This window comes from Mesorhizobium sp. M0408 (assembly GCF_040321495.1).
Taxonomy (GTDB): domain Bacteria; phylum Pseudomonadota; class Alphaproteobacteria; order Rhizobiales; family Rhizobiaceae; genus Mesorhizobium.
On sequence record NZ_JAMYRO010000013.1, the window covers coordinates 127,777 to 150,103 of the forward strand.

Sequence of the window (22,327 nt, forward strand, 5' to 3'; positions counted from 1 at the left end):
ATGCTGCTCGACTATGACCGCATGGGTTGGCTACGGGTTGCCCTGCTCGGCTTCACCGCGCTGGTCGCTGGCTTTCTTCTGTTGCCGGTGGTCTTCATTGTCCTGCTCTCCTTCGGCTCGTCGCGCTGGCTGGCTTTTCCGCCGCCCGGCTGGACGCTCAAATGGTACCAGGAGCTTTTTGCCGATCCGGCCTGGCTCGACGCCGCGCTGACCAGCGCTCGGATCGCCACCATGACGGCGATCCTGGCATTAGCGATCGGCCTGCTCGCCTCCTTTGCCCTGGTTCGCGGAAGGTTTGCCGGACGTGAGATCCTGCGCGGCCTGCTGCTGACGCCGATGGTGCTGCCCGTCGTTGTCTTCGCCATCGCCATCTACGCCTTCTTCCTTCGCCTTGGCCTCGGCGGCACCACCATCGGCTTCGTCATCGCCCACACCGTGCTGGCGCTGCCCTTCGCCATCATTCCGATCGCCACCGCGCTCGAAGGGTTCGACAAGTCGATCGAGGACGCGGCAATCGTCTGCGGGGCAAGCCCGCTCGAGGCCAGGCTCAGGATCACCTTGCCGTCGATCCGGATCGGCATCTTCTCCGCCGCGATCTTTTCCTTCCTCGCCTCGTGGGACGAAGTCGTGGTGGCGATCTTCATGGCCAGCCCCAGCTTGCAAACCTTGCCCGTCAAGATCTGGGGCAGTCTGCGGTCGGACCTCAGTCCGGTGATCGCCGCTGCCTCCAGCCTGCTGGTCGGGCTGACGCTTGCCCTGATGGTGATGACGGCGCTGCTGCAGCGAAAGTTCCGGACATGACCCACCCTTTCCTCTCCATTCGCAATCTGCGCAAGGCGTTCGGGGCGATCGTCGCCGTGCACGACGTCACGCTGGACATTCCCAGGGGCGAGTTCCTGACCTTCCTCGGGCCCTCCGGTTCGGGAAAATCGACGACGCTCTACGCGATCGCCGGCTTTCAGGACCCGACTTCCGGCGATGTCTTGCTGGAAGGAAAATCACTGCTTGCAGTGCCTTCGCACAAGCGCAACATCGGCATGGTCTTCCAGCGCTACACGCTGTTTCCGCATCTGACGGTGGCCGAAAACGTCGCTTTTCCGCTGCGGGTTCGCCGCCGGCCGGACGCCGATGTGAAGAAAAAGGTCGCCGACATGCTGGCCCTGGTGCGGCTCGAAAGCTTTGCCGGACGCTTACCCGGTGCGCTGTCGGGCGGCCAGCAGCAGCGCGTCGCGCTGGCCCGGGCGCTGGCCTACGATCCTCCGATCCTTTTGATGGACGAGCCATTGTCGGCGCTCGACAAGAAGCTGCGCGAGGAAATCCAGGGCGAAATCCGCCGCATCCATCGCCAGACCGGCGTCACCATTCTCTACGTCACCCACGATCAGGAAGAGGCGCTGCATCTGTCGGACCGAATCGCCCTGTTCAACGATGGCCGCATCGAGCAGACCGGCACCGGCGAGGATCTCTATCTCAGGCCGGCGACCGATTTCGTCGCCGGCTTCATCGGCAATTCGAATTTCCTCGCCGCCGAACATCTCGGCACCACCAACGGCACGACAACGATCCGCATGACAGACGGTTCGGTCATATCCGGAGTCAGGGCCAACGGCACGTTCGGCAAAGGCCAGAAGACCAGGCTGATGATCCGGCCCGAAGCCTTTAGCATGGAGCGGAGCCCGGCGAGCGCGGAACTGAATGTCGAGATCGTCGACATCGCATTTTACGGCGAGCGCCGGCGGATCGTCGCGCGCATCGCCGCTGGACAGGAGGTTGACATCAGGCCGACCACCGCCGCCATGCAATCGCAGGATGTGTGGCCCTGCAGCCGGCAGGTCTTTTTCGATCCCGCTGCTGCATTCCTGTTTCCGGCCTGACTAAGCCGCGGTGGATCGCCGCCCTTCAACGCTTCGCAGCGATGGAAGCGTGCTTGGGGACAAGCTGTGGTTAGGTCCATCATCAGCTTCGGTCAGCAACGCGCAACGTGATCGACGCTGCAGTCGGCTGATTGGATGGCGGGCGCAACTCCCGTATCCATTGACAGTCGTCATGCTCGGTTGGAAGATGAAGAAGGTCAGCGGCGATAGCCATACGGGAAGGCAATGGTCCAACCGCCAGATACCGGACACCATCCTGGCAGCGTCGTCGCGGTCATCGTCATTTGTTTGATCATCGTTGCTTTGTTCTTCATAGGCTTCAGATACTCAAGGCCAGGCCAGGGTACCCTCGTTATTCCCGGCGGTACGCTGCAGCAACCGTAAATCCGACCCCTTGGCGCTGACGCGAAGCCGTTCTCAGGCTGCCAAAAGTGCCCCGGCGGGACTGGGGGACGCCGCAGAATGGGCCAGCGGTTCGCAGCCGGTCTTTTGCTTCCCGCCGCAGCATTCCTTTCCCACCTAAACAACGAGCCTGACCGGTGTGAGGTCGACGATACTAGGAGACGACGAGCGCTCAGCCACTAGGCACTAGACGGCCCTGATCAGCCGGAGCAGAGAAAGCGCTTCGAAAAAGGTCCCCTTGCGAAAGGCAAGATAGGTCGGCTCTTCGACACCATGGAACCGGCGCTTGAAGGCCGCCTGCCCCTGCAGATTGAAGCGGGTGCGATTGACCCAGAGGGAGTCATAGGCACGCTGGAAGGCGTGCCGCCAGAAATCGCTTTCGGCAAACCCGCTAGGTCCGATTTCGACAAGCGGCGACAGGCCTAGGGTGACGACGGAAACACCTTCATCGCGAAAGCGGTCGACCGCGAATTTGGTCAGGCCGATCTCGGCATGCGCCGAGGCATCGATGTGCTTGCGCTTGAACGAGGTGGTGTAGCCGATGACCTTGCCGTCGCTGAACAGCGGATCGAAATCCAGCAAGGCCACGAGCTCCCCATCCGGACCGTGCAGGACGAAACGGCGCATATCGACGCCAAGGTGATCGGCAAAGGGCCTGTTGAGAAATCTCATCTCCCAGCGCTTGACGATGCGGTCGGCCCGCCAATTCTGGGAGAGCCTGGCAATCTCGTCGAGGAAGACAGTCCCGTTGTCCTCTGCGAAGGAAAAACCCTTCTTCAAGAGCCAGCGTTCGGAATAGCGCACTGTCTCATTGCGCTTTCCGGAAAAGTCGTGTCTGGGCAGGACAAGCCTGGTGTCGACGCCGAGGCGGTTGACCTGATAGCCAAGCCCGGCAAGCACGCGCGCCGTCTGGTCGCCGATCTGCACGAACCACGGGCTGCCGGCAACCTCAATGAAACGTCTGATATAGTCGCGCCGATCGGCCGGGGCAGCCACTGGATCACCGAGCGCGAAATGATGTCGCGTTTTGCTGCCGTAAGCGATGTAGCCCTGGGCATCGCCGAAGTAGTGAAGCCCCTTCTGCACGGCGGTCGAATAGGCAAGGGAAAAATCACCGTGGCGACGGACCAGCGCCAGGCGCTCGACATGGTTCAGCTGCAGCCGCGGTATTTTAGGCCCGCGGTTCTCCAGGAAACGATCGAGGCGTCTTCGCAGTGACGGCATGGTCGACTTTCGCGTGCCGGCTAGGCCGATGAAAGAGCTGACGGACCCCAAAACCGATCATATTGCCGCGAGCTGATCCTTATCTCAGCGCGGCATGTTTACCCGGCCGGAGCCGCCAGATTCGTAGGCGCAATCTGCCTCGGTCCCGCCCCCAGGCGGCAACATGCATTGTTGTCGACGCCCAGCGCCTGACGGCTGGTTGCTGCGCCCTTGGCGACACGAAAATCAATGCCACTTTCGGAAGCGCCCAGGTCACCTGCCAACACGATGTTCTTATCGAACGGCGCTCTGCGAAGATTCCGCTTGATAGGAAGCCAGGAACTCGTCGCGTTCTGCTATCCACAAATCAGCGTAGTCGACATTCTGCCATTCGGCAAACCACGGGCCGCCGCTGGTATAGTGGACCGCCTTAGGTGTGCCGACCGCAGGCTTTTCATTCCAACCTTCGAGCCAATTCCACTCTACCGGCAATGAGCCCAAATCTTTGTCGGCAACCCACTGCATTCGGTGAAGATAGGCGCCACTTTCCTGATTCACGACCTCTGGCGTGAGCGATCTGACCGAAGGATGCGCGCAATTGAACAGCATCAGCGACGACCAGTTTTTCCGAGGATAGGACGTCTGGACCACACCATCCATCTTGGTTGTGGCCTTCGGCGTATAGTCATGCTGGACGCAATAGACCGCCTTGTCCGAGTCCGTATATTTCAGCAGGCCTGCGACATCACCAAGCCACAGGAAATCGCAATCGCAAAACAGGGCCCAACCCGTGTAGTCGGCGAGAAAGGGCGTGAGGAAGCGCGTGTAGGTGAACTCCGTTGAGGCGAGCGGATCTTTTTCCCGCCAATATAGCCCGCGGGCACGCATCTCGTCCTGTTTGATCGGAATGACGGAGACAGGCGCCGACGCATGTTTGAGCAGCGAGTGTCGCGCGACGTCGTACGCGATCGGCTCACGGCTGTCCCATCCGATAAATACCCTAAACGCATCAGTCATATTCACTACCCTGGCTTTCGATTTTTACGGTCGTACACTAACTAGTTGGCGATGGCTCGGCAACAATTGCGGTCAACCAAGCCGGTTTCTCACAGATTTGTCCTGGCCTCAGCGTTGCTTTTTTGGGTGGACCGGGCCTCGCATTCCCAATGCGACACGGGCCCATTTCTGATAGGTGTAGCTGGCCGAATACGCGGCCACCATCGCACCAATGGAACCGTCCAGAAATCCCAGCCGGAAAATATAGCTGCGCACATAGGCCCAGACCGAGCGCAAAACCGCCTTGCCTATCGAGCTTTTTTTGCCCTCGGCAAGCAGTTGCGCGGCGGACGCTTCTGCGTACCGGCCGATCTTGTCGTGGGCATCTGCCAAGTCGGTAATGGAATCGTGCTCGATCGGCTGAGACAATCGGCTGACCTTCCCGTTCACCAATACCTTCTCGTGCACGGTGTCGTCGCTGAACCGCCCGGAGCGGCGACGGAAGAGCCTGAGCACCAGATCGGGCGACCAGCCGCTATGGCGGACAATGTGCCCGCAAAAGCGCGATCTTCTCGGTATTTCGAAGCCGTCATTGGCTTTTGGGTCGGCGATTGCGGCCCTTATTTCCGCGCCGAGCGGCGCCTCCACCCACTCATCGGCATCCAGCGAGAGGATCCAATCCCCCGTTGCCGCGGCCAGCGCACGGTTTTTTTGCGCACCAAAACCGGGCCAATCAACGGTCATCAGAACCTTTGCTCCCAGAGCACCGGCAATCTCCCTGGTTCTGTCGCTGCTGTTGTTGTCGAGAACGACGATCTCATCGGCAAAATGGACCGACCGAAGGCATTGCGCGATGGATGCCTCCTCGTTGCGGGTGATGATAATGACCGAGAGCGCCGGCACGGTCAGAATGCTCCGGCATCAAAGCTGCCACTGTCATTCGAATGCATCTGCAGCATCGGCTCCCGGCCCGTTAGCACACTGAGGGTACTAACCTAATTCAACAAAGTCGAAAATCATTTCAGATCAAGGCCTTCATACAGCGCCATCATTCGCTTGATCATGACATTGAAATCATAGTGTTCGGCCGCCGCTCTCACCCGGGCTGCGGTCTCAGGTCGTGACGACAACTGCAGCGCGTGCGCGAGCGCTGCAGCGAGGTCGCTTTCGCTGGCCGCATCGCAAACGAGCGTCGGCTCGAACCGCTCGACAAGCTCGCGCGCTCCACAGCCGGTGCTTACCACGGCGGGCAAGCCGCTGGCCATCGCTTCGATGACCACTGTGCCGAAAGGATCATAGATGGAAGGCAGCACGGCAATATCGGCCGCGCCGTACCACGGCAGCATGTCTTTCTGCGGCCCCAGCATCTTGAGCCGTGCGCCGAGACCGAGCCTGTCACCGGCCTGCCTGAAGGCGTTGGCGCGCGAATCATGGCCGATGACCCACAATTCAGGCTCGCCATCGAGCCTAGCGACCGCCTTCATCAGTGCAAGAAGTCCTTTTCGCGCAAAGCCCGAGCCGACAAACAGGACGACCGGCCTGTTTTCGTCGACGTCGAGCCGCGCGCGGATTGTCGCCCGATGCTGCTGGCGCAGCTGCGGGTTGAAGCGGTCGAGATCCACCCCGTTGGGAATATGGTGCACATTTTCCGCCGGATAATCGTAGTGACGGAAAATGTCCTCTGCCACCATCTTCGAAATGGCAATGACAGCTTTGAGCCTCGGGCTGGCGTAGGTTGCACGTTCAAGGCGCAGCGTCTGGCGGTGAAAGGGGCTCAGCGCCATTGCCGCCCTGCCAAGCCGCGTCTCGAAACGCCGCCGCTCGGCAAGATAGGCGGCATGAACGCCCTCCCCGGCCCGGAAGACATCGCAGCACGGGAGGCGATCGTTGCTCTGCACCAGCGCCGGCGGCATCTCGGCGATCTTGCGGCAGGCAGCTTGGGCAAAGGACGTCGCCCGCAGCGAACGCGGAAACCGGCGGCCGGCACAATGGATGAACTCGATGCCTTCATAACGCGGCCAGTCGCCGGACAGCACGGCCACCCGCCGCTGACGCGCGGCGAATGCGGCCATGATGTTTTCCAACATGATCTCGCCGCCACCGAAAGGCGCATAACGCTGGCGCACGAACAGGAGCGGCCTGTCGAATTGAATTTCGGTGCCACGAATGCCGGCGTACATGGGGTCTGGGCTCCGGCCTTGTTGCCATCTGACGATGTCTATAGAGGCCAGCTCGCATCGGCAACACTTGGAAAGCTCACCCGCCGGAACTCAGAACAGGCCTGTGTCCATTGTCCGCAACTGCTTGCGATTTGCCTAACGGTGCTGCATGTAGAAATTAACTGCAAACAGCGGATCAGCGCCAGCTCCAGCCGGGCGGTGACCGCCATGAGGGGAATCGATGGCTTGAGCAAAGCAACCTGGCCCGCCATTGTCCGCCGGACGATTACCGACACCGCCATATATCGGCTGAGACACACCTTCGGAAGACGGGCAGAAGTGTCATCGCTGCGGCCGATAACGCCCCTTAAAGCGAATGACCTGCCTTTGATCCTCGTCATCCGCAACGAGGCGGACAGGCTACGCCCGTTCCTGAAGCACTATCGCGAACTCGGCGTCACCAGATTCGCCGTCCTCGATGACCGCTCGACAGACGGAACAGCTGAGCTTCTGGCCGAGCAGCCAGATGTCGATCTATTCAGCTCGCCGATCACCTATTCGCAGTCGGACCTGGGAAACCTTTGGCGTCAGCGGATTGTGCAGATCTATGGTCAGCCTCGCTGGTATCTGACCGTGGATGCGGACGAATATCTTGTCTATGACGGTATGGATCAGCATCCGCTCGGTGCGATGGCCGACTGGCTCAAGCGGCGCGGAATGACACGCCTGCTGGCGCCGATGATCGACATGTATCCGAGCGGAAACATCTGGGACGTACCCTTCGATCCCATCGTGCCGCCATGGCAAGTTGCGGACCATTTCGACGGCAGCGGCTATGAGGTGACGAGGAGCCCCCGGCATCTCAAGATCACAGGCGGCCCGAGAACCCGGCTTTTCGCCAGGCAGCACAAGTTGACCAAGTTTCCTCTGATATATGTTGATCGCCAGACGATTTTTACGTCGATTCACTCACCGCTGCCCTACTGGCGAAACTATATAAAGGGATTGGCTGGCCTGCTTCATTTCAAGTTCTTCGCCGATTTCAACGACAAGGCGCAGGTCGCGGTGGCGGAAGGTCAGTATTGGAACGGCGCTTCCAAATATCGCCAGTATCATGAGGTATCGAGCGGTAAAGCCGCTCTCAGCGCGATGAGCGAACAGTCAATGCTGTACGAAGGAGCTCACAGCCTGTTCAAAACGGGTTTGATCGACAAAATTGATTGGTAGACGGCATTTCAAGCAGATGCCGAACCGACATCATGCATAACCGAATGCTTTCATAAGCTGGGCACCTCGTCCTTGGACCAGGTCCTGTAGCTCGGCGTTTCCAAGTTCGGAGCGCCATCTTCCGCTCCCGTCATAGATCGGCTGATTGACCTGTTGGTTCCGGAGCACCGCATGCGGCGTCTCGCCGCTGGCGTCGGTCGGCTTGAACCACTGCTGCGGGTTCTTGTGATAGTCGAGGAGATCCGGGCTGAAGGTTACATCGAGAAAGCCGCATATCTGCTCGACGACTTTGGCCGGATTCTCGACCAGGTCCTCATAGCGATAGATCAGCACATCCGGCTTTCCCCGTTCCGCAAGAACCAGCGCATTGTCGTTGATCCAGCGGTCGAGAGCCTCCGTTGGGTCGCCAAGTCGTTTGATCAGGGACGCTACGACGTCGCGCCCATCTCGCACCGGCATGACGAAACGCGCACCGGGCACGAGCCGGCGAATGCGGGCGACACGGCGGATATGCCGCGGTGTCTTTTCAAGCAGCAGGTTCTTTCCAGCATCGAGCGCCGCTCGCTTCAGTTTCCAGAAGCGGAACATGGCCAGTGGCGTCCACTTGAAGAAAATGTTGGTTTCCTGGAGCGGCAGGTAGACGTCGGGATGCGACGCAAGGATCGTCGCAATCAACGTCGTCCCGCTATGGCCGCAGCCGCAAATGAATCCGGTCCGCATCACCATGTCGGCAATGCTCCCTAACCCAAGGCGACCCGGGCGCGGTTATCGACGCGAGCGTAGCACAAGCCGTTCGTGCTAAAAACCTTGTCCAGCTTCTCCCAATATTCGAACTTAGCCAACTGCTCGTCACAATAGGCCACGTCGTCCTCGGAAAGATATTCCCCGTAACCGCCTATCTTGCCCTTGCGCACCTTGAAGCTTTCGGGATCATTCGCATCGCGCGGCTGTAATATCTTGCCGTATCGATCGGACAGATCACCGGTCGATTCACTCACTTTCATCTTGTCGAACGTTCGGTTGTTCGCCACCTCGACAAGCGTCCGATCGTCAGCCTGCTGGTTCAGGAATCCAAGGATCGCGCGAAGGACACCAGCCGTATCCCGATGCATATCTTCATATTGAAGATACCGGATTTCGCGCATCCGGGGCATGGCCGCGAACCAATGCAGATTAAATCTGATGATCTTTTCAATCCCATGATTGTCGCTTCTGATAAAATCGCTGAACGATCCCGCTGGAAGCATGTGGCGCTTCTGAACCTGAAAGTACCCTGAGACCACCGTATCTCTTGGATCGCGAACAAGCATTATTGTTCTTCTCTTCTTGTATCGAGATTTATTCTCCTTGAGGCCCGATATCGGTCGAAGTAACTTGTGGTCGGTTCCGTCGTGAATGTATTGAACTTCAACTCCGAGATCGTCCAGCATGACACGCAGCCACGTGCGCCCCGATTTTGGAAAGGATACGATAAGAGGAAGAGGCGGCTCTTTGGCCTGGAAAAATTTTAGAAAGGACATGTTTAGAAAGGACATGGAGAGACCTCCTTTAGATTATCAGAGCTGGCGCCCGAACCGCTGCCGGCCAGACCAACCCCATTACTGGGCGCCTAAGCCTACGGCTAATTCGAACACAAGGCAGAAATGCCGGCAAGAATTGCGATCCTCTGCGGGGCGAATTGGCCTTTACTATATCCCGGTTCGGAATGCCTTATGTTTTTTGGCCTGTTGCGACGACTGTTCGACACGGGCGCTCCATTCCGCGGTCCGTCGGCCGAACTCCTTAATGCGCATCGCGTCGAAGCGTATTCAGTGACGCGCTTTTGGACGACATGCATTAGCCACTCACTTTTGTGAGCCATGGCGCCAGAATGGACTCGGCCTCGCCCATCACCACGGACCAGGGGCGTTCCCGTTTCGAGACCAGCACGGCCGATGGATAGTAGGGCGTGCGGTCGCCCTCGACCGGCCAGGAGCGTTTGAAGCCGTCGCCCAGAATGAAAACCGAGGGGATGCCGAGCGCGCCGGCCAGATGCGCTCCGGTATTGCTGATGGTCACCACGGCGTCCATCGCGGCAACCTGCGCGGCGAAAAGATCCATGTCGACGAGCTGATCGACCGATCTGTCATGAAGAATTCGCTCCGGCTCACCGTCGGTCAGGATCTTCAGATCGGTCTCGATCTGGCCGTACTGCAGCGAGACGAACCGGAGGTCCGGTCGGCCGATCAGGTTTCGCCAGGCGGCAAGCGGCGGCAGGTCTTTGCCGGGATTGGAGCTGCCCCATGCGATACCGACCAACGGCCGTCCTTCCTTCCGGTAGCGGGCGCGAAGTTCAGCGACCCGGGCCGGATCCGGCTTAAGGGGCACGAAATGCTCGCGGATCGTCGCCTCGTCGGTTTCGAAAACGGCAGTCAGATGCTGGACGCCGGCGAAGGCCTGCGCCTCGGCATAGGCGGCCTTGCCGCCAGCGCCGACCGGCCGCACATCGGCGGTCGGAAAAGTGCGCTGAAAGAGCGGTACCAGGCGGCGCTCGACCAGCACGATCGAGCGGGCGGCGCGCTCCAGGGCACAGCCGACGGAACTCGCATGATGGATCGCGGTGGCCAGACCCTGCTTTTCGGTTTCCATCAGATCAATCAGCAGTGTCTGGCCAGAAATATCCTGGCCCAGCCACTCGCCATCGACGCGGCCGTTGACGATGTGGCGTCGGGCGATCCTGAGTTCGGCGGCTGCGCCATAAGCGCCCATCCGCATCAGCGCCTTGCTGAGCTCGTCGATCAGGTGGACCTCGCCCCTCGACTTCGCAATGGATCCAAGAGCCAGGGCTTTCGGCAGGGCCGCCGGCCAATCGCGGGACTCGACGCTTCGCCGATAATCCGCCATCTGATCGGCAATGTCGCCGTCGCGCCAGCGAAGGAAGAGCTGCCGGCGGTGACGTCGGAACCAGACCTTGTATTTGTAGCCTGCAAGCGCGACAGCGCGGCGCAACCGGCCGAGAAGTAGGCTACCTTCCATCGCCAGCTCCGCTGATGATTTGCATGACCCGTCCGCCTGCTTCCTGCACTGCCGACGCCCAGGCTCGGCCGCCTTTTCGGGCCAGTCGAACGCTCGGATATGCGGCGACGGTCTCGCCGAAGGCAGGCCAGGACAGTCGAAACCCGTCGTCGAGCATGACAATCGTCGGCACGCCGAGCGCTCCGGCCAGGTTGGCGCCGGTATTGCTGATCGTCACCACCGCGTCGAGCGCCGCAATTTGGGCGGCAAAGCGGTCCATGTCCGTCAACTGGTCGACGGAAGCGTCATGGATGATGCGCCCCGGCGCGTGGCGCTCGAACTCGGAGAGGGCCGGCCCGACATCGCCATATTGCAAGCTGACGAGGCGCCCCGGCAGACTGCTGAACAGCGTCCGCCAATCGTCCAGGGCCGGCAGATCCTTGCTCTTGTTGAGGCTTCCCCAAGCAAATCCGATCAGGGGACCTGGGCCGCCATCGAGATAGGTGCCGCGCAGCTCGGCAACCAGTCGGCGGTCCGGCTCCAGCGGAACGAAGGGCGCGCGTGCCGCCGGGTCGTCCGGCCAGAAATGCTTTGCGAGCGTCTCGAAACCGGCAACGACATCGGCGTCCACCGCCGCCATGTCCTCTTCCCCTTCAATCCTGACATCGAGCGCAGGATATGTTCTGCGATAAAGCGGTGCCAGTCGCGGCTCGACGAAGACGATGCATCGACCGGCAGCCGCAGCTGCTGGACCAAGCAAAGACGCGAACTGGAAAAAGATCGCCAGGTCGCCTTCGCGACGATCGACGAGAAGCGTGCGACCCGCAAGATCACTGCCATCCCAATCGGGCCTGCCGCGCAGCTGCTTGCTCGCCGCCATCAACTGCCAGATGCGATTTCCTCCGTCGAGACGCCTCAGTCCACGCCCCGCTTTCTTGATCAGGCCGAGATCGCCAAGCTGCTCACCAAGCACGCCAAGCGCCAGTGCATGGTCGCGAGCAGTTTGCCAATCACCACGCTGCACGCTTTCCTCCATCAGCCTCATATGCCGTTCGGCGCTTTCGTCGGCGTGGCGCGAAGGACGTCTAAGAAGTTCCTTTGCCCGCTCGAGAACCTTCTGCAGCCGCTTGCCGACGGCGCCTTGCGGGCGCAGATCGGCGGTTTTTGCCTTCTGAAGGATGGTTCGTCTGTTCTGCACGGCGATGTTCTATCGTCCCCGGGGAGCGTCGGAAAGCGTCGTCAGGATCGACGAGAGCCGCCGGCCGGCCTCGTCGAGCACCAGCGACCAAGGGCGCCCCTCCTTGCGAATGACAATGCCCTTCGGATACCAGGGTGTCCGGTCGCCAGTCACTGGCCATGCCGTCTGAAAATTATCGTCGATGAGGAAAACAGTCGGCACGCCAATGGCTCCCGCAAGATGGGCCGCCGTATTGCTGATCGTCACGACAGCATCGAGTGCGGCGAGCTGTGCGGCGAAACGGTCCATGTCGACCATCTGGTCGACGCTGTCGTCAAAGATCAGACGCGCGTCGTTGCCGTTGCGAAGGCGCCGCAACGCCGGCTTGATCTGCCCGTACTGGAGCGAAACGAATGTCGCTGGCGTCTGGGCGATGAACCGTGCCCATTCAGGAAAATCAGGCACGTCCTTGGTATGGGACTTGCTGCCCCAGGAGAGACCGACCAGCGGCAGATCCGTCATCGCCCGATAGCGCTTGCGGAATGCCTCGACGAGTTCAGGATCTGCCCGCAGCGGTACGAAGTCGGCAGCAAGCTTTTCGGCGTCGCGTCCGAACACCCAGGCGAGATCTTCGAAAGTCGCGTGTTTGTCGCCGACCACATCCCGCTGCGCCGGGACCACGGTCGCCTTCGGGAACGTTCGCTGCAGAATTGATACCAGGCGCGGCTCGACCCGAATTGTTGCACTTTGGGCATAGGCAGCGGCAGCGCCGGCCAGTCGCGCGTGGCGGATAACCCGGCCAAGGCTGCGCGGGTCATCCTCCACAAGATCGATCAGCAGTGTATCCGATCCGAGATTCTCGCCGGTCCACTCGTTGGCGCTCTTCCCTTTCCGCAGCCGGCGAGCGGAAAGCCGAAGCTCAGCTGCCCGCGCAAAGTTGCCAAGGCGTTCGAACGCCTGGCCCGCCTTCTGCATCAGCTCCGGGTCGCGATTATGATCGGCCGTGACAGCCATCTCATTGGTACCGGCTTCAAGGCCTTTCCAGTCCCTGCGCACGATCAGGGCCTCAACCTTGGCCTGTAGCTCAAGAATGGAACGAGGCTGCTTGGGACTGAAAAACAACCTGCGCACCGCCTTTTTGTACCGGCGCACCTGAAGGCCCAGTCCACCAATCACATACCGGACATAGGAACCGTGATAAAAGCTGGTCATCGGCCTTCAGCGCAATACGCTCTGCCGCAGCTTTTTGCCGCTTTCGACCATCGGATCGGGCGTCTCCAGGTGGAATATCGAACGATATATCTCGCTGTGCTTGGCAAGCTGGTCATGCGTTCCAGCATCGACAAGCTGTCCGGCGTCAAACACGAGAATACGATCGGCCGCCTTGATTGTAGACAGCCTGTGCGCAATGCAGATCACCGTGCGCTGAAATGTGTTGTCGAAGGCTGCCTCCATGACCGCCCGTTCGTTTTCACCGTCGAGCGCGGATGTCGCTTCATCATAGACGATTACCGCAGCATTCTTGAGCAGGGCGCGTGCGATGGCAACGCGTTGTTTCTGCCCGCCCGACAGGTTGGTGCCGCTCGGCCCGACAAGCGTGTCGAGCCCGTTTTCGAGCGCAGACGCAAAGCTGGTGACCCGGGCGAGATTCGCAGCGGACTCGATTTCCTGATCGGTGGCGTTTGGGCGACCGTCGCGAATGTTGTCGCGGATCGAGCCTTCGAACAGGAAGACGTCCTGAGATACCAGTGCGATGTTATCGCGAACGTCGGCCAGGCTGATCTTCGAAATGTCCTTTCCGTCGATCAGGATCCTGCCCTTGTCCGGCTCCATCAGGCGCAGGATCAGATTGACGATGGTGGTCTTGCCGGCGCCGGAGCGGCCGACGATCGCCAGCTTCTCACGAGGTCGCACGTCGAAGGAAACACCCTCGAGCGCGGGGCTGTTGCCGTCATAGGAAAAGGCCACATCTTCAAAGCGGATACCACCATCGACGTCGGTCAGACGCTCGCCCGCAATCGCGAGTCGCCGTTGCTCGGGCGTGTCGATCAAATCATACATCTGCTCGACGGCGACCATTTGCTTCTGCATGTCGACATTGACCCGGGCCAACCGCTTGGCAGGCTCATAGGCAAGCAGGAACGCGGTAATGAAGGCCATGAATTCGCCGGGCGTCTTGCCGTTGCCGAGGGTCTGCCAGCTGGCGTACATAACGAAAAGCCCGATGATCACGCCGCCGCCGGTCTCCATCAATGGGCTCATCAATGCTGACGTCCGGTTGATCTGGATGCCACGTCTTTCCATCTTGCGGACGGCCTTTGCAAAGCTGGCAACCGCCTTGTCCTCGAGCTGGAAGGACTTGATGGTGCGGATGCCTTCGACGGCTTCCGTGCCGATCGACTGGACTTGTGCGGCCAATTCCGTCTCGCCCCTCGCCAGCGCCTTGAGCTTCCTTGTTATCGCGCCGACTGACAGGAACAGCATCGGCAGAACCGCCACGGATATCAGCGACATCACCGGGTCCTGCTTGACCATGACGCTGGCCAAGGCAATCAGGGTCAGCAGATCAGAGACGGCGCTGCTCGTGAGGGTGAGAATAACGGTCGCCCCGGCGCGCGCGTTGAACATGATTTTGGAGATGAATTTTGCCGGATGCTGGTTCGCGAAACGGCTGATGTCGAAATACACCATTCGGGAAAATTGCCGGTTTTGCAGGTCCGAAACGATAGCCCGGCGAATCTTTCCCGTCGTGATGGTCTGGCAGTAGGCAGCTATGCCCTTGACCAGGAAAATGCCGATGATGACGGCGCTGATACCCGATACAGCGGCAGCGTCTCGCTCGACATAGATGGTGTTGATCATGACTTTCATGATCCAGGCCGCCGCGCCGGTCGCCGCAGCAGCGGCGATCGAGCACAGCAAACCTGTCACATACAGCATCTTGTGCGGCGGCAGATTTTCGCCAATCAGACGCTTGATCAGCGGATATGCTGGGGCCGTTGACACTCGTTTCTTTGTAATCATCTCGTCGCCGCCCGTTGCGATCCCGTCCGGTCTTCACGTTATCTTGAAGCGCGAGACGGTTTCGATCACCTGTCTGTGGCTTCGTTCCCGACCGCAGTCAATGCCGAACCGGATCCTTGCACGTCATCGGCCTATGACCGTCGGTTCCTCGCATGCGAGCATAGCGGACCCCAGCCACGCGGCTCTTGCGCCATTCGTCGTCGGCCGCGCTATGCCTGGTCAGTGTTTCGCGAGGACCATGAGATGGCTTCCAAGAGGCGATGTGTGATTGCTTTTGATTGAAAAGCCCACATCCGAAAGCACCGCGATCATCTCCTTATCCTTGCCAGGAGGGACGCGGGCAACGATCGTTTGAGCACGCCCGGCGATATCGCACAGCACGCGTCGCGCCTTGTCCGCGCCGAGGCTCCACTGCATGTGATGGTAGACCGCCAGCAGCATGACGATGTCGTACTGCGGTTGGAGAACATTTTGCAGCTTCCGGCTGCCAAGATCGAGACAATCGAACCGGCTTTGGACCGGACAACCCAGGAAGATCATCCTGGCCGTCTCGATATGCGGCTTGAGAATGTCGATCCCATGGATCGAACTCGGTCCTAGCTTGGATATCTCATAGGCGACAACACCCATGTTGCAGCCAACATCGAGAATGGATTTCCCGGCGTAGTCGACCTCTGCTGAGAATAGGCCGTCCAGTCGGTCGTCCCACGTTCCCTTGAATCTCTTTTGCTTATTTGACCACCACAAATCATTGTTCTCCAAAAACGGCGCCGGACTGGTTACCTTGACGGAGGGGGACTGTGCGCCCGGCCTAACTCGGTCCAGTTGCTGGCGCGCAAACGACACTGTCCTGAGCGTCCTGTAAACGCAACCGCGGGAGAAAGGAACTCCTGATCACAGCATCCTGCGAAGACGTTTCGGTAAGTTGACGAACACCCGGCCCGACAAATCGACATACTGGTTGGAAATGGCAACGTCGCTTGGTGCCCCCTACCCGTGCCTGCCCTCGAGTTCCTGAAACGCACGATAGCCCGGGCCGGCACACGCAGGGACATAAGTAATGCCCCGTAGGCAAGGCAAGCCCATATTTGTTCTTGCTTTGTGCCGGCAGCTATGCTACTAATTTGCCTATGGTGCTGATTTGCACCAACGACCGTCTTGCCGCGACATGCGGTTTTTCAGCCAGGCTCGATCAAAGCTCGCCCGCATCGCGGGGCTTTTGGCCAATCACGGCCGAGTGCCGGCCTTTTCGGCAGCTTCCGAGAATGGAAATCGGAAAAGCAGGTTCCGGTTCTCGTCGCAGATTTCGAAGGAAAGGCCTGTCAGGACCGGGCTGCCGCTGAGCAGGCCCTCGGCCAGGATTTCCTTGGCCGAAGCCATTGCGTTATCCTGAGCCGCGGACAAACCGTCCAACTCCTGACCCTCGAAATCTTCCGTCAAGCGGCCGTCATTGTTTCGGAAATGAAAAAAATATCTCGGCATGCCTGCTCCGGTTGGTTGGTTTATCTAGTCGCAAGCGGTCTCAGGAACAGCGTCGGATTTGTGCACGACAGCACCGTGCGATTTTGCGTTGGGATTCATGGCGTTTAGGCCTTCATGCGTCAGGTCGATCGAACAGTACCCCCAGCCCGTGTTCGAACGCACATGCCGCAATCATGTCGTCCAGGGCTTTTCCGGAGGCCGGGCAATTCGGCATGACAGCCCTGATCGCGATCTCAGCCGCTGCGGTGGAAACCGCATCGTGGCGCCTCTTCCTGGTCTCCATGTATTGCTCGAGCTGACTTTTCAGGCGCCGCGCGGCAATCTCGTCAACGACCATCGTTCTCCCTCGATTCGGCACAATGTCCGTCTTCCGGGTCTGTCCTCCGGATAAAGGTCCGCTGCCATCGGGTAGCAGCGGACCACTCGGCTGGGTGAGCCAATGACCCGAGGCGGGGGTGTCTCGGACCGCCACCACAATAGCTTCGGCAGGCCACTCGTTCCACAGAACGCTGTCGTTGGTAATTTTCGTACACTGAGCATTGCCGCAGACAGTCTGCGACCGTGGGATTTTTGCGCTATGCCCGTAGCCTGATAACCGGATCAGCTTCGGCTTCGATCGACATAGCTGTAGATGCCCGCGCCGATCGCGACCGCTCCTACAGTGATCAGAATCGATGGCACCCCCATCGACGTGGCGACGATCCCCCAGACAATGGCGACGGCAATTGCGCCGGCCGTTCCCAGCACCAGTCTAAGCCGTTTCGACATTATCCATTCCCCCAAAAGTGCATCTTTGGCCTTTTCCGGTCGAAATACCGCAATGCGGCACCATTGTCTGCGTTTCGTCCAACTTTTTATGCCGCCCCTGAGCCCCGACCGCTGAGGCGTAAGCGATCCGTATGCGGCCTTGTCGCAAACATCCACTCGACAACGAGGAAGCTTGGGCGCGAGCCCGAGAAGCGAGGCGTCAGAAAGCGAGGTATCTATGCAAAATTTTCGGAATTTACTCCGGTTCACGATCACGGGCATGGCGGCCACGACAACCGCACTAGTCATCACGGGCCTTACCCCCGAGACAACCGAAGCGACGTTGATTTGCCATGGGTTGGTCTGCCAGAAGGCGAGCAATGAAGGCAGTGCCTTCGGCGCCAAATATCAGCGCAAATGCACCTGCGAAAATGTAAGCGAGGGCGCTAACAATCATCCCTCCCCGCACAATGTCAACAAGGGGCCCATCGGCGGCTCAAGCAGCAGAGCGGATCGAGCGGCGCCAGCGGCTCAAGCGGTACTACCAGTTCGAGCGGCAGCAGCGGTTCGAGCGGCAGCAGCGGATCCAGTGGCGGCAACGACGGAACGGCGGGTCTAACGGCAGCGGCGGAGTGTAGCGGCTGCTCAAGCGGCTCCGGTGGCGGCGCCACTCGAGTTGAACCGTGGCGGCGACCACGCGGCCGGCAACGACGATCGATCCTCACGACAACGGGAGTAGTAGTATGACGCTCCGACCGAAATCGGCGACCGCGCCCCTCACTGGCCTTGCAGGATTGCTTGGTCTTGCGCTCACCGTCGCGATGCTCGCCGACAGAAGCTGGCCTGTGCATTTGCAGGCCATGACTGTCATTGCAGCTACTACTACTGCAGCAATGATCGCGGTCGACACGGCTTATTTCGAGACGTTTCGAAGGCGTTCAACGGGATTGCAGGCGAAGCCGATGCGAGCGCTTGAAGTCGAGCGTGTCGTGCGCAAGCTCATCGGCTTCATCGTTACGCTCACGACCATTGCCGCAGTCTACTGGATAGTGCCGGAATACCGGCGTGGGTTTTACGCCCCCTACTGGGCAGCGCTCTACGACACCTTGCCGGTGCTGCTCGTCGGTCGCCGATCGGGCGCTCAGGCTGAATGCCCTTGCTCTGACGATCTGCGGCAGTCGGCGCTATCGCCTCAAGGCGTGATCGCGATGCCGATCCTCGCCGCTCATCGGCAACGGCCGATCGCCCTCGAGCAGGCGGGTGATCCGGGCGAAGCCGGCAAAAGCCTTTCTCGCTTCCTCGGCCGACATCCGGCCGGCCATGGCCGCAGCGCAGCAATTCACGGCGCACTGGTAAACCGGCCCGCGCCGCCCCGCCGGCCATTTTCGCAAGAATGCCATTGCTTCGGCAACGCTGTCGATCTCCTCCACGGGCTGTCCCTGTCCGCGCAAAACCCGCACGGGCGAAAAGAATTGCAAGCGGTCCATCATTTCCTCCCCGTCGACCGGATGCGTGCGATCGAACCCCACTAAACTCGCGAACCCGACTTTGGTTCCCGGCAAAAGAGGGCTTGGCCTGAAAAATGTTGGCTGCACGAGACGAGCAGCGGTGGACGCGCCCGGCAGCTCCAATTGGGTGACATCTTGCCCCAATTGGGTGACATCTTGCCATTGTGCGGGAACGTTAGCGCGGCTGATGCATTTCGATGCCACGAGCAGTCTTTTTGAGGGAAATGCCAAAACATGAGAATAGCCCATGTGGCGCCGCTCCATGAATCCGTGCCACCCCGGTTCTATGGAGGGACGGAGCGCATCGTCTCCTATCTGACCGAAGGATTGGTCGAGCTTGGCCATGACGTGACCCTGTTCGCCAGCGGCGATACCAAGACGTCGGCGAAATTGGTGGCGTGTCGCGAGCGTGCGCTCCGTCTCGATCCGCGCCCGCACAAATCCGAAACCGCGGCGCATCTCTCGATGCTCGCCGAGGTGAGGAGCCGTGCGCAACAGTTCGACATCATCCATTTCCATCTCAGCCACTTCCTGCATTTTCCTTTCTTCGAACACATGCCCGACCGGACGGTGACGACACCGCATGGCAGGCTCGACTATGTCGACCTGGCCCCGGCCTACGAACATTTTCCGCGCTTTCCGATGATCTCGATTTCGCGCAGCCAGAGAACCGGGCTACCCAGGGCCAATTGGCTGGCGACCATCCATCACGGGCTACCGATCAACATGTACAAGCCGACTTTCGAGACGGAGGTGGACGAGCCGTATCTGGCCTTTCTCGGCCGGCTGTCGCGCGACAAGCGCCCGGAGCGTGCCATTGAGATCGCCTTGCGCTCCGGGCTGAAACTGAAGCTTGCAGCAAAGATCGGCGACGACGACCGCCCTTTTTTCCACGACACGGTCGAGCCGCTGATCGACGGCGACCGTGTCGACTATATCGGCGAGATCGAAGAGGACAGAAAAGCGGAATTCCTCGGCAAGGCGGCCGGCCTGCTGTTTCCGATCGATTGGCCGGAGCCGTTCGGTCTTGCCGCGATAGAGGCTATGGCCTGTGGCACGCCGGTAATCGCCTGGAAATGCGGTGCCCTGCCGGAGATCATCGACCACGGCGTGACCGGTTTCCTTGTCGATACGGTCGATGCCGCAGTCACCTCGATACCGGAATTGCTGCGCCTCGACAGGCGACAGGTGAGAGCCGTGTTCGAAAACCGTTTTTCTGCCACGAGAATGGCCCACGACTATGTGGCTGCGTATACGCGCCTGATCGACGCTCCCGGTGAAGCGAGAGCGTCCTGATCGGCGTCATTGTGGACGTTGGAACGAAACGACAGAGCTTGTGACGTATGAATCAACTCGACGAGCGTAAGCTTGATCCCGCCGTAGCCCTTGCCTCCCTCGACGAGGTTGCGCCCCGGGAGCCGCACCGGCTGTTCGCCCTCAAGCAAGCCGACTGCTTCGCGGTGGCCGACGCCTATGGCGACATCCGCGGCGCCGGCGATGGCTTTTTCCGAGACGACACGCGTGTGCTTTCGGAATTCCGGCTGACGGTCGGTGGCCGGCAAATGTCGTTGCTCGGCGCCTCGCTCAGCCAGGACAATGTGCTTTTCACCTCGAACCTGACCAATCTGCCGATCCAGAGTGTCGGTGGTCGCGACATTCCGCAGGGCGCGATCCACATAGAACGCGTCAGGCTGCTTTGGCAGGACCGGCTGTTCGAGCGCATCACCCTTTCCAACTACAGCCAGGAATCGTCGGCCATTCGGGTTTCCTTGCATTTCGCAGCAGATTTCCGCGACATGTTCGAGGTGCGCGGTTCGACCCGGCTCAAGCGCGGAATAGCCCACGCCGCCGAGACCAGTCCGACATCCGTGGTGCTTCGATATGACGGGCTGGACCAGCTCGTGCGCCTGTCGGCGATCTCGTTCTCGCAGGCGCCGGACAATTTGACCGCCAGCCGCGCGGATTTCCTGGTTGCGGTGACGAAGCGCAGCAGCGAGGTCCTCTATATCGAGGTCGGCCCGGAAGTGGCGGAGACACCCGACCGCGACCGTTTTCGGGCTGCTGCCGCCCGCGCTCGCTTCGGCATGCGCGCCAAACGCCGCCACGGCGCGACGGTGCACAGCTCCGGCCGCGTCTTCAACGACTGGATCGAACGCGCGCGCGCGGACGTGGCGTTGCTGACCACCGAGCTTTCAACCGGACCTTACCCCTATGCCGGCATACCCTGGTTCTCGACGGCATTTGGCCGTGACGGGGTGATTTCCGCACTGCAGATGCTGTGGTTGAATCCTGGGCTGGCGCGCGGCGTACTCGCCTTTCTCGCCCAGCATCAGGCGACCGAAACGTCGCCGTTCAGCGATTCGCAGCCGGGCAAGATCATGCACGAGACCCGCAAGGGCGAGATGGCGGCACTGCGGGAGCTCCCGTTCGGCCGCTATTACGGCGGCGTCGATACCACGCCGCTCTACATTCATCTCGCTTGCGCCTATGCGGATCGTACCGGCGACATGGCGTTCGTCGACAGCCTGTGGCCATCGCTCTGTGCAGCGGCCGAATGGACGGAGGAGACAAGCCGCGCGACCGGCTTCGTTACCTACCAGCGCGGCGCCGAGACCGGCCTTGCCAACCAGGGCTGGAAGGACAGTTTCGATTCCGTCTTCCATGCCGATGGCCGCATGCCCAAGGGGCCGATCGCCCTGGTCGAGGTGCAAGGCTACGTCTTTGCCGCGTTCCGTGGGCTGGCGGCGCTCGCCCGCCGCCGCGGCGAGGACGACAAGGCCGATCATTGGGAGGAACGCGCCGAAACCATGCGCGCCGCGGTGGAACGCCATTTCTGGATGGACGATCTCAATTTCTATGCACTGGCGATCGATGGTGCAGGCGAGCTCTGCAAGGTACGGACGTCGAATGCCGGCCATCTTCTCTTTGTCGGGCTGCCCGAGCCGGAACGGGCGCAGATGGTCGCCGATCAGCTGCTCTCTGCGTCGTTCCACTCTGGTTGGGGAGTGAGGACGCTGGCCGACGATGCGATATTCTTCAATCCGATGTCCTACCACAATGGTTCGATCTGGCCGCACGACACCGCCATGTGCGGTGCCGGCCTGGCACGTTATGGAGTGCGCGAGAGCGTAGTCAGGCTGATGAGCGGCACGTTCGAATCGGCTGTCCATTTCAACATGCGGCTGCCGGAACTGTTCTGCGGCTTTACCCGGTCGCCGGGCGAAGCGCCCATCGCCTATCCCGTCGCGTGCCTGCCGCAGGCCTGGTCGGCGGGATCGGCCTTCATGCTGATGCAGGCCTGCCTTGGGCTCGAAATCGACGGCTGGAACAGCGAAATCCGGGTCACCCGCCCAAGGCTGCCGATCGGCATCGACACGCTGACATTGCGGCATCTAGGTGTCGGCTCGACAGTGGTCGACCTCACCTTCCAGCGTGTCGGCGACCGGGTCGTCGCCTTTCTCGCCGATCGGTATGAGGGGATGGTGCCGCTCATCGTGCGCACTTGATGCCGCCGCGCTGCGGCGCATCGAAAAT

General features: G+C 60.4%; 20 protein-coding genes. 5 read left to right on the forward strand and 15 right to left on the reverse strand.

The features are described 5' to 3' along the window. The gene (locus tag NKI67_RS17315) at nucleotides 1-801 is read left to right on the forward strand and encodes an ABC transporter permease (protein WP_352646108.1); all 801 of its coding nucleotides are present in this window, start codon (nucleotides 1-3) and stop codon (nucleotides 799-801) included. After that, the gene (locus tag NKI67_RS17320) at nucleotides 798-1,874 is read left to right on the forward strand and encodes an ABC transporter ATP-binding protein (RefSeq protein ID WP_352636736.1); all 1,077 of its coding nucleotides are present in this window, start codon (nucleotides 798-800) and stop codon (nucleotides 1,872-1,874) included. Before NKI67_RS17315 ends, NKI67_RS17320 begins: the two co-directional genes overlap by 4 nt. Nucleotides 1,875-2,462: 588 nt before the next feature. Here NKI67_RS17320 and NKI67_RS17325 read toward each other — a convergent pair. From NKI67_RS17325 to NKI67_RS17340, 4 genes are all read right to left on the reverse strand, one after another. After that, nucleotides 2,463-3,500, reverse strand: a complete 1,038-nt coding sequence (locus NKI67_RS17325; protein ID WP_352456718.1) for a phosphatidylglycerol lysyltransferase domain-containing protein — start codon at nucleotides 3,498-3,500, stop codon at nucleotides 2,463-2,465. Nucleotides 3,501-3,773: 273 nt separating this feature from the next. Then, the gene (locus tag NKI67_RS17330) at nucleotides 3,774-4,496 is read right to left on the reverse strand and encodes a glycosyltransferase (RefSeq protein ID WP_352568663.1); all 723 of its coding nucleotides are present in this window, start codon (nucleotides 4,494-4,496) and stop codon (nucleotides 3,774-3,776) included. A 108-nt stretch (nucleotides 4,497-4,604) separates the two neighbouring features. Then, nucleotides 4,605-5,378, reverse strand: a complete 774-nt coding sequence (locus tag NKI67_RS17335; RefSeq protein ID WP_352471919.1) for a glycosyltransferase family 2 protein — start codon at nucleotides 5,376-5,378, stop codon at nucleotides 4,605-4,607. Nucleotides 5,379-5,491: 113 nt separating this feature from the next. Beyond that, nucleotides 5,492-6,547 carry a glycosyltransferase family 4 protein gene (locus NKI67_RS17340; RefSeq protein WP_352646111.1) on the reverse strand — a complete coding sequence of 352 codons (1,056 nt, stop codon included), beginning with the start codon at nucleotides 6,545-6,547 and terminating at the stop codon, nucleotides 5,492-5,494. Here NKI67_RS17340 and NKI67_RS17345 point away from each other — a divergent pair. Then, the gene (locus NKI67_RS17345) at nucleotides 6,464-7,861 is read left to right on the forward strand and encodes a glycosyltransferase family 2 protein (protein WP_156937290.1); all 1,398 of its coding nucleotides are present in this window, start codon (nucleotides 6,464-6,466) and stop codon (nucleotides 7,859-7,861) included. The genes NKI67_RS17340 and NKI67_RS17345 overlap by 84 nt on opposite strands. A gap of 30 nt (nucleotides 7,862-7,891) precedes the next feature. Here NKI67_RS17345 and NKI67_RS17350 read toward each other — a convergent pair whose 3' ends face one another. From NKI67_RS17350 to NKI67_RS33880, 11 genes are all read right to left on the reverse strand, one after another. After that, the gene (locus tag NKI67_RS17350; protein WP_352568665.1) at nucleotides 7,892-8,587 is read right to left on the reverse strand and encodes a sulfotransferase family protein; all 696 of its coding nucleotides are present in this window, start codon (nucleotides 8,585-8,587) and stop codon (nucleotides 7,892-7,894) included. 14 nt (nucleotides 8,588-8,601) lie between these two features. Continuing rightward, complete coding sequence (locus tag NKI67_RS17355; protein ID WP_352568666.1) at nucleotides 8,602-9,396, reverse strand: sulfotransferase domain-containing protein; 795 nt, start codon at nucleotides 9,394-9,396, stop codon at nucleotides 8,602-8,604. 301 nt (nucleotides 9,397-9,697) lie between these two features. Beyond that, a complete protein-coding gene (locus tag NKI67_RS17360) occupies nucleotides 9,698-10,876 on the reverse strand; it encodes a glycosyltransferase family 9 protein (RefSeq protein ID WP_352646114.1) in 1,179 nt (392 codons plus the stop codon). Beyond that, nucleotides 10,866-12,053 carry a glycosyltransferase family 9 protein gene (locus tag NKI67_RS17365; protein ID WP_352568668.1) on the reverse strand — a complete coding sequence of 396 codons (1,188 nt, stop codon included), beginning with the start codon at nucleotides 12,051-12,053 and terminating at the stop codon, nucleotides 10,866-10,868. Before NKI67_RS17365 ends, NKI67_RS17360 begins: the two co-directional genes overlap by 11 nt. A 9-nt stretch (nucleotides 12,054-12,062) precedes the next feature. After that, complete coding sequence (locus tag NKI67_RS17370) at nucleotides 12,063-13,244, reverse strand: glycosyltransferase family 9 protein (RefSeq protein WP_352646116.1); 1,182 nt, start codon at nucleotides 13,242-13,244, stop codon at nucleotides 12,063-12,065. A gap of 6 nt (nucleotides 13,245-13,250) precedes the next feature. Beyond that, a complete protein-coding gene (locus NKI67_RS17375) occupies nucleotides 13,251-15,038 on the reverse strand; it encodes an ABC transporter ATP-binding protein (RefSeq protein ID WP_352646118.1) in 1,788 nt (595 codons plus the stop codon). A 237-nt stretch (nucleotides 15,039-15,275) separates the two neighbouring features. Further along, complete coding sequence (locus NKI67_RS17380) at nucleotides 15,276-15,818, reverse strand: class I SAM-dependent methyltransferase (RefSeq protein WP_352568671.1); 543 nt, start codon at nucleotides 15,816-15,818, stop codon at nucleotides 15,276-15,278. A gap of 465 nt (nucleotides 15,819-16,283) precedes the next feature. Beyond that, nucleotides 16,284-16,538 (reverse strand): DUF6894 family protein, encoded by a 255-nt coding sequence (locus tag NKI67_RS33875; protein ID WP_023674976.1) that lies wholly within the window; start codon nucleotides 16,536-16,538, stop codon nucleotides 16,284-16,286. A 112-nt stretch (nucleotides 16,539-16,650) separates the two neighbouring features. Beyond that, nucleotides 16,651-16,875 carry a hypothetical protein gene (locus NKI67_RS17390; protein WP_352568673.1) on the reverse strand — a complete coding sequence of 75 codons (225 nt, stop codon included), beginning with the start codon at nucleotides 16,873-16,875 and terminating at the stop codon, nucleotides 16,651-16,653. Nucleotides 16,876-17,138: 263 nt separating this feature from the next. Continuing rightward, nucleotides 17,139-17,306 (reverse strand): hypothetical protein, encoded by a 168-nt coding sequence (locus tag NKI67_RS17395; protein ID WP_352593649.1) that lies wholly within the window; start codon nucleotides 17,304-17,306, stop codon nucleotides 17,139-17,141. A 1,163-nt stretch (nucleotides 17,307-18,469) separates the two neighbouring features. Beyond that, nucleotides 18,470-19,138: a DUF982 domain-containing protein gene (locus tag NKI67_RS33880; protein ID WP_502909346.1), complete on the reverse strand. Its 669-nt coding sequence runs from the start codon at nucleotides 19,136-19,138 to the stop codon at nucleotides 18,470-18,472. Between NKI67_RS33880 and NKI67_RS17405 the strand changes: the two genes are divergently transcribed. Both NKI67_RS17405 and NKI67_RS17410 read left to right on the forward strand, forming a co-directional pair. Further along, nucleotides 19,028-20,089, forward strand: a complete 1,062-nt coding sequence (locus tag NKI67_RS17405) for a glycosyltransferase family 4 protein (RefSeq protein ID WP_352646121.1) — start codon at nucleotides 19,028-19,030, stop codon at nucleotides 20,087-20,089. The genes NKI67_RS33880 and NKI67_RS17405 overlap by 111 nt on opposite strands. Before the next feature lie 47 nt (nucleotides 20,090-20,136). Further along, nucleotides 20,137-22,299 carry an amylo-alpha-1,6-glucosidase gene (locus tag NKI67_RS17410; protein ID WP_352646123.1) on the forward strand — a complete coding sequence of 721 codons (2,163 nt, stop codon included), beginning with the start codon at nucleotides 20,137-20,139 and terminating at the stop codon, nucleotides 22,297-22,299. The last annotated feature ends 28 nt before the right edge of the window (nucleotides 22,300-22,327 follow it).

Bases quoted from the DNA above. Each gene is read 5' to 3' on its own strand.
- NKI67_RS17315 (WP_352646108.1), top strand. From the start codon at position 1: ATGCTGCTCGACTATGACCGCATGGGTTGGCTACGGGTTGCCCTGCTC.
- NKI67_RS17320 (WP_352636736.1), top strand. From the start codon at position 798: ATGACCCACCCTTTCCTCTCCATTCGCAATCTGCGCAAGGCGTTCGGG.
- NKI67_RS17325 (WP_352456718.1), bottom strand. From the start codon at position 3,500: ATGCCGTCACTGCGAAGACGCCTCGATCGTTTCCTGGAGAACCGCGGG.
- NKI67_RS17330 (WP_352568663.1), bottom strand. From the start codon at position 4,496: ATGACTGATGCGTTTAGGGTATTTATCGGATGGGACAGCCGTGAGCCG.
- NKI67_RS17345 (WP_156937290.1), top strand. From the start codon at position 6,464: ATGGATGAACTCGATGCCTTCATAACGCGGCCAGTCGCCGGACAGCAC.
- NKI67_RS17340 (WP_352646111.1), bottom strand. From the start codon at position 6,547: ATGGCCGCATTCGCCGCGCGTCAGCGGCGGGTGGCCGTGCTGTCCGGC.
- NKI67_RS17350 (WP_352568665.1), bottom strand. From the start codon at position 8,587: ATGGTGATGCGGACCGGATTCATTTGCGGCTGCGGCCATAGCGGGACG.
- NKI67_RS17355 (WP_352568666.1), bottom strand. From the start codon at position 9,396: ATGTCCTTTCTAAACATGTCCTTTCTAAAATTTTTCCAGGCCAAAGAG.
- NKI67_RS17360 (WP_352646114.1), bottom strand. From the start codon at position 10,876: ATGGAAGGTAGCCTACTTCTCGGCCGGTTGCGCCGCGCTGTCGCGCTT.
- NKI67_RS17370 (WP_352646116.1), bottom strand. From the start codon at position 13,244: ATGACCAGCTTTTATCACGGTTCCTATGTCCGGTATGTGATTGGTGGA.
- NKI67_RS33875 (WP_023674976.1), bottom strand. From the start codon at position 16,538: ATGCCGAGATATTTTTTTCATTTCCGAAACAATGACGGCCGCTTGACG.
- NKI67_RS17390 (WP_352568673.1), bottom strand. From the start codon at position 16,875: ATGGTCGTTGACGAGATTGCCGCGCGGCGCCTGAAAAGTCAGCTCGAG.
- NKI67_RS17395 (WP_352593649.1), bottom strand. From the start codon at position 17,306: ATGTCGAAACGGCTTAGACTGGTGCTGGGAACGGCCGGCGCAATTGCC.
- NKI67_RS17405 (WP_352646121.1), top strand. From the start codon at position 19,028: ATGAGAATAGCCCATGTGGCGCCGCTCCATGAATCCGTGCCACCCCGG.
- NKI67_RS33880 (WP_502909346.1), bottom strand. From the start codon at position 19,138: ATGGCCAAGCTCGACCAATCCTTCGGTCAGATAGGAGACGATGCGCTC.
- NKI67_RS17410 (WP_352646123.1), top strand. From the start codon at position 20,137: ATGAATCAACTCGACGAGCGTAAGCTTGATCCCGCCGTAGCCCTTGCC.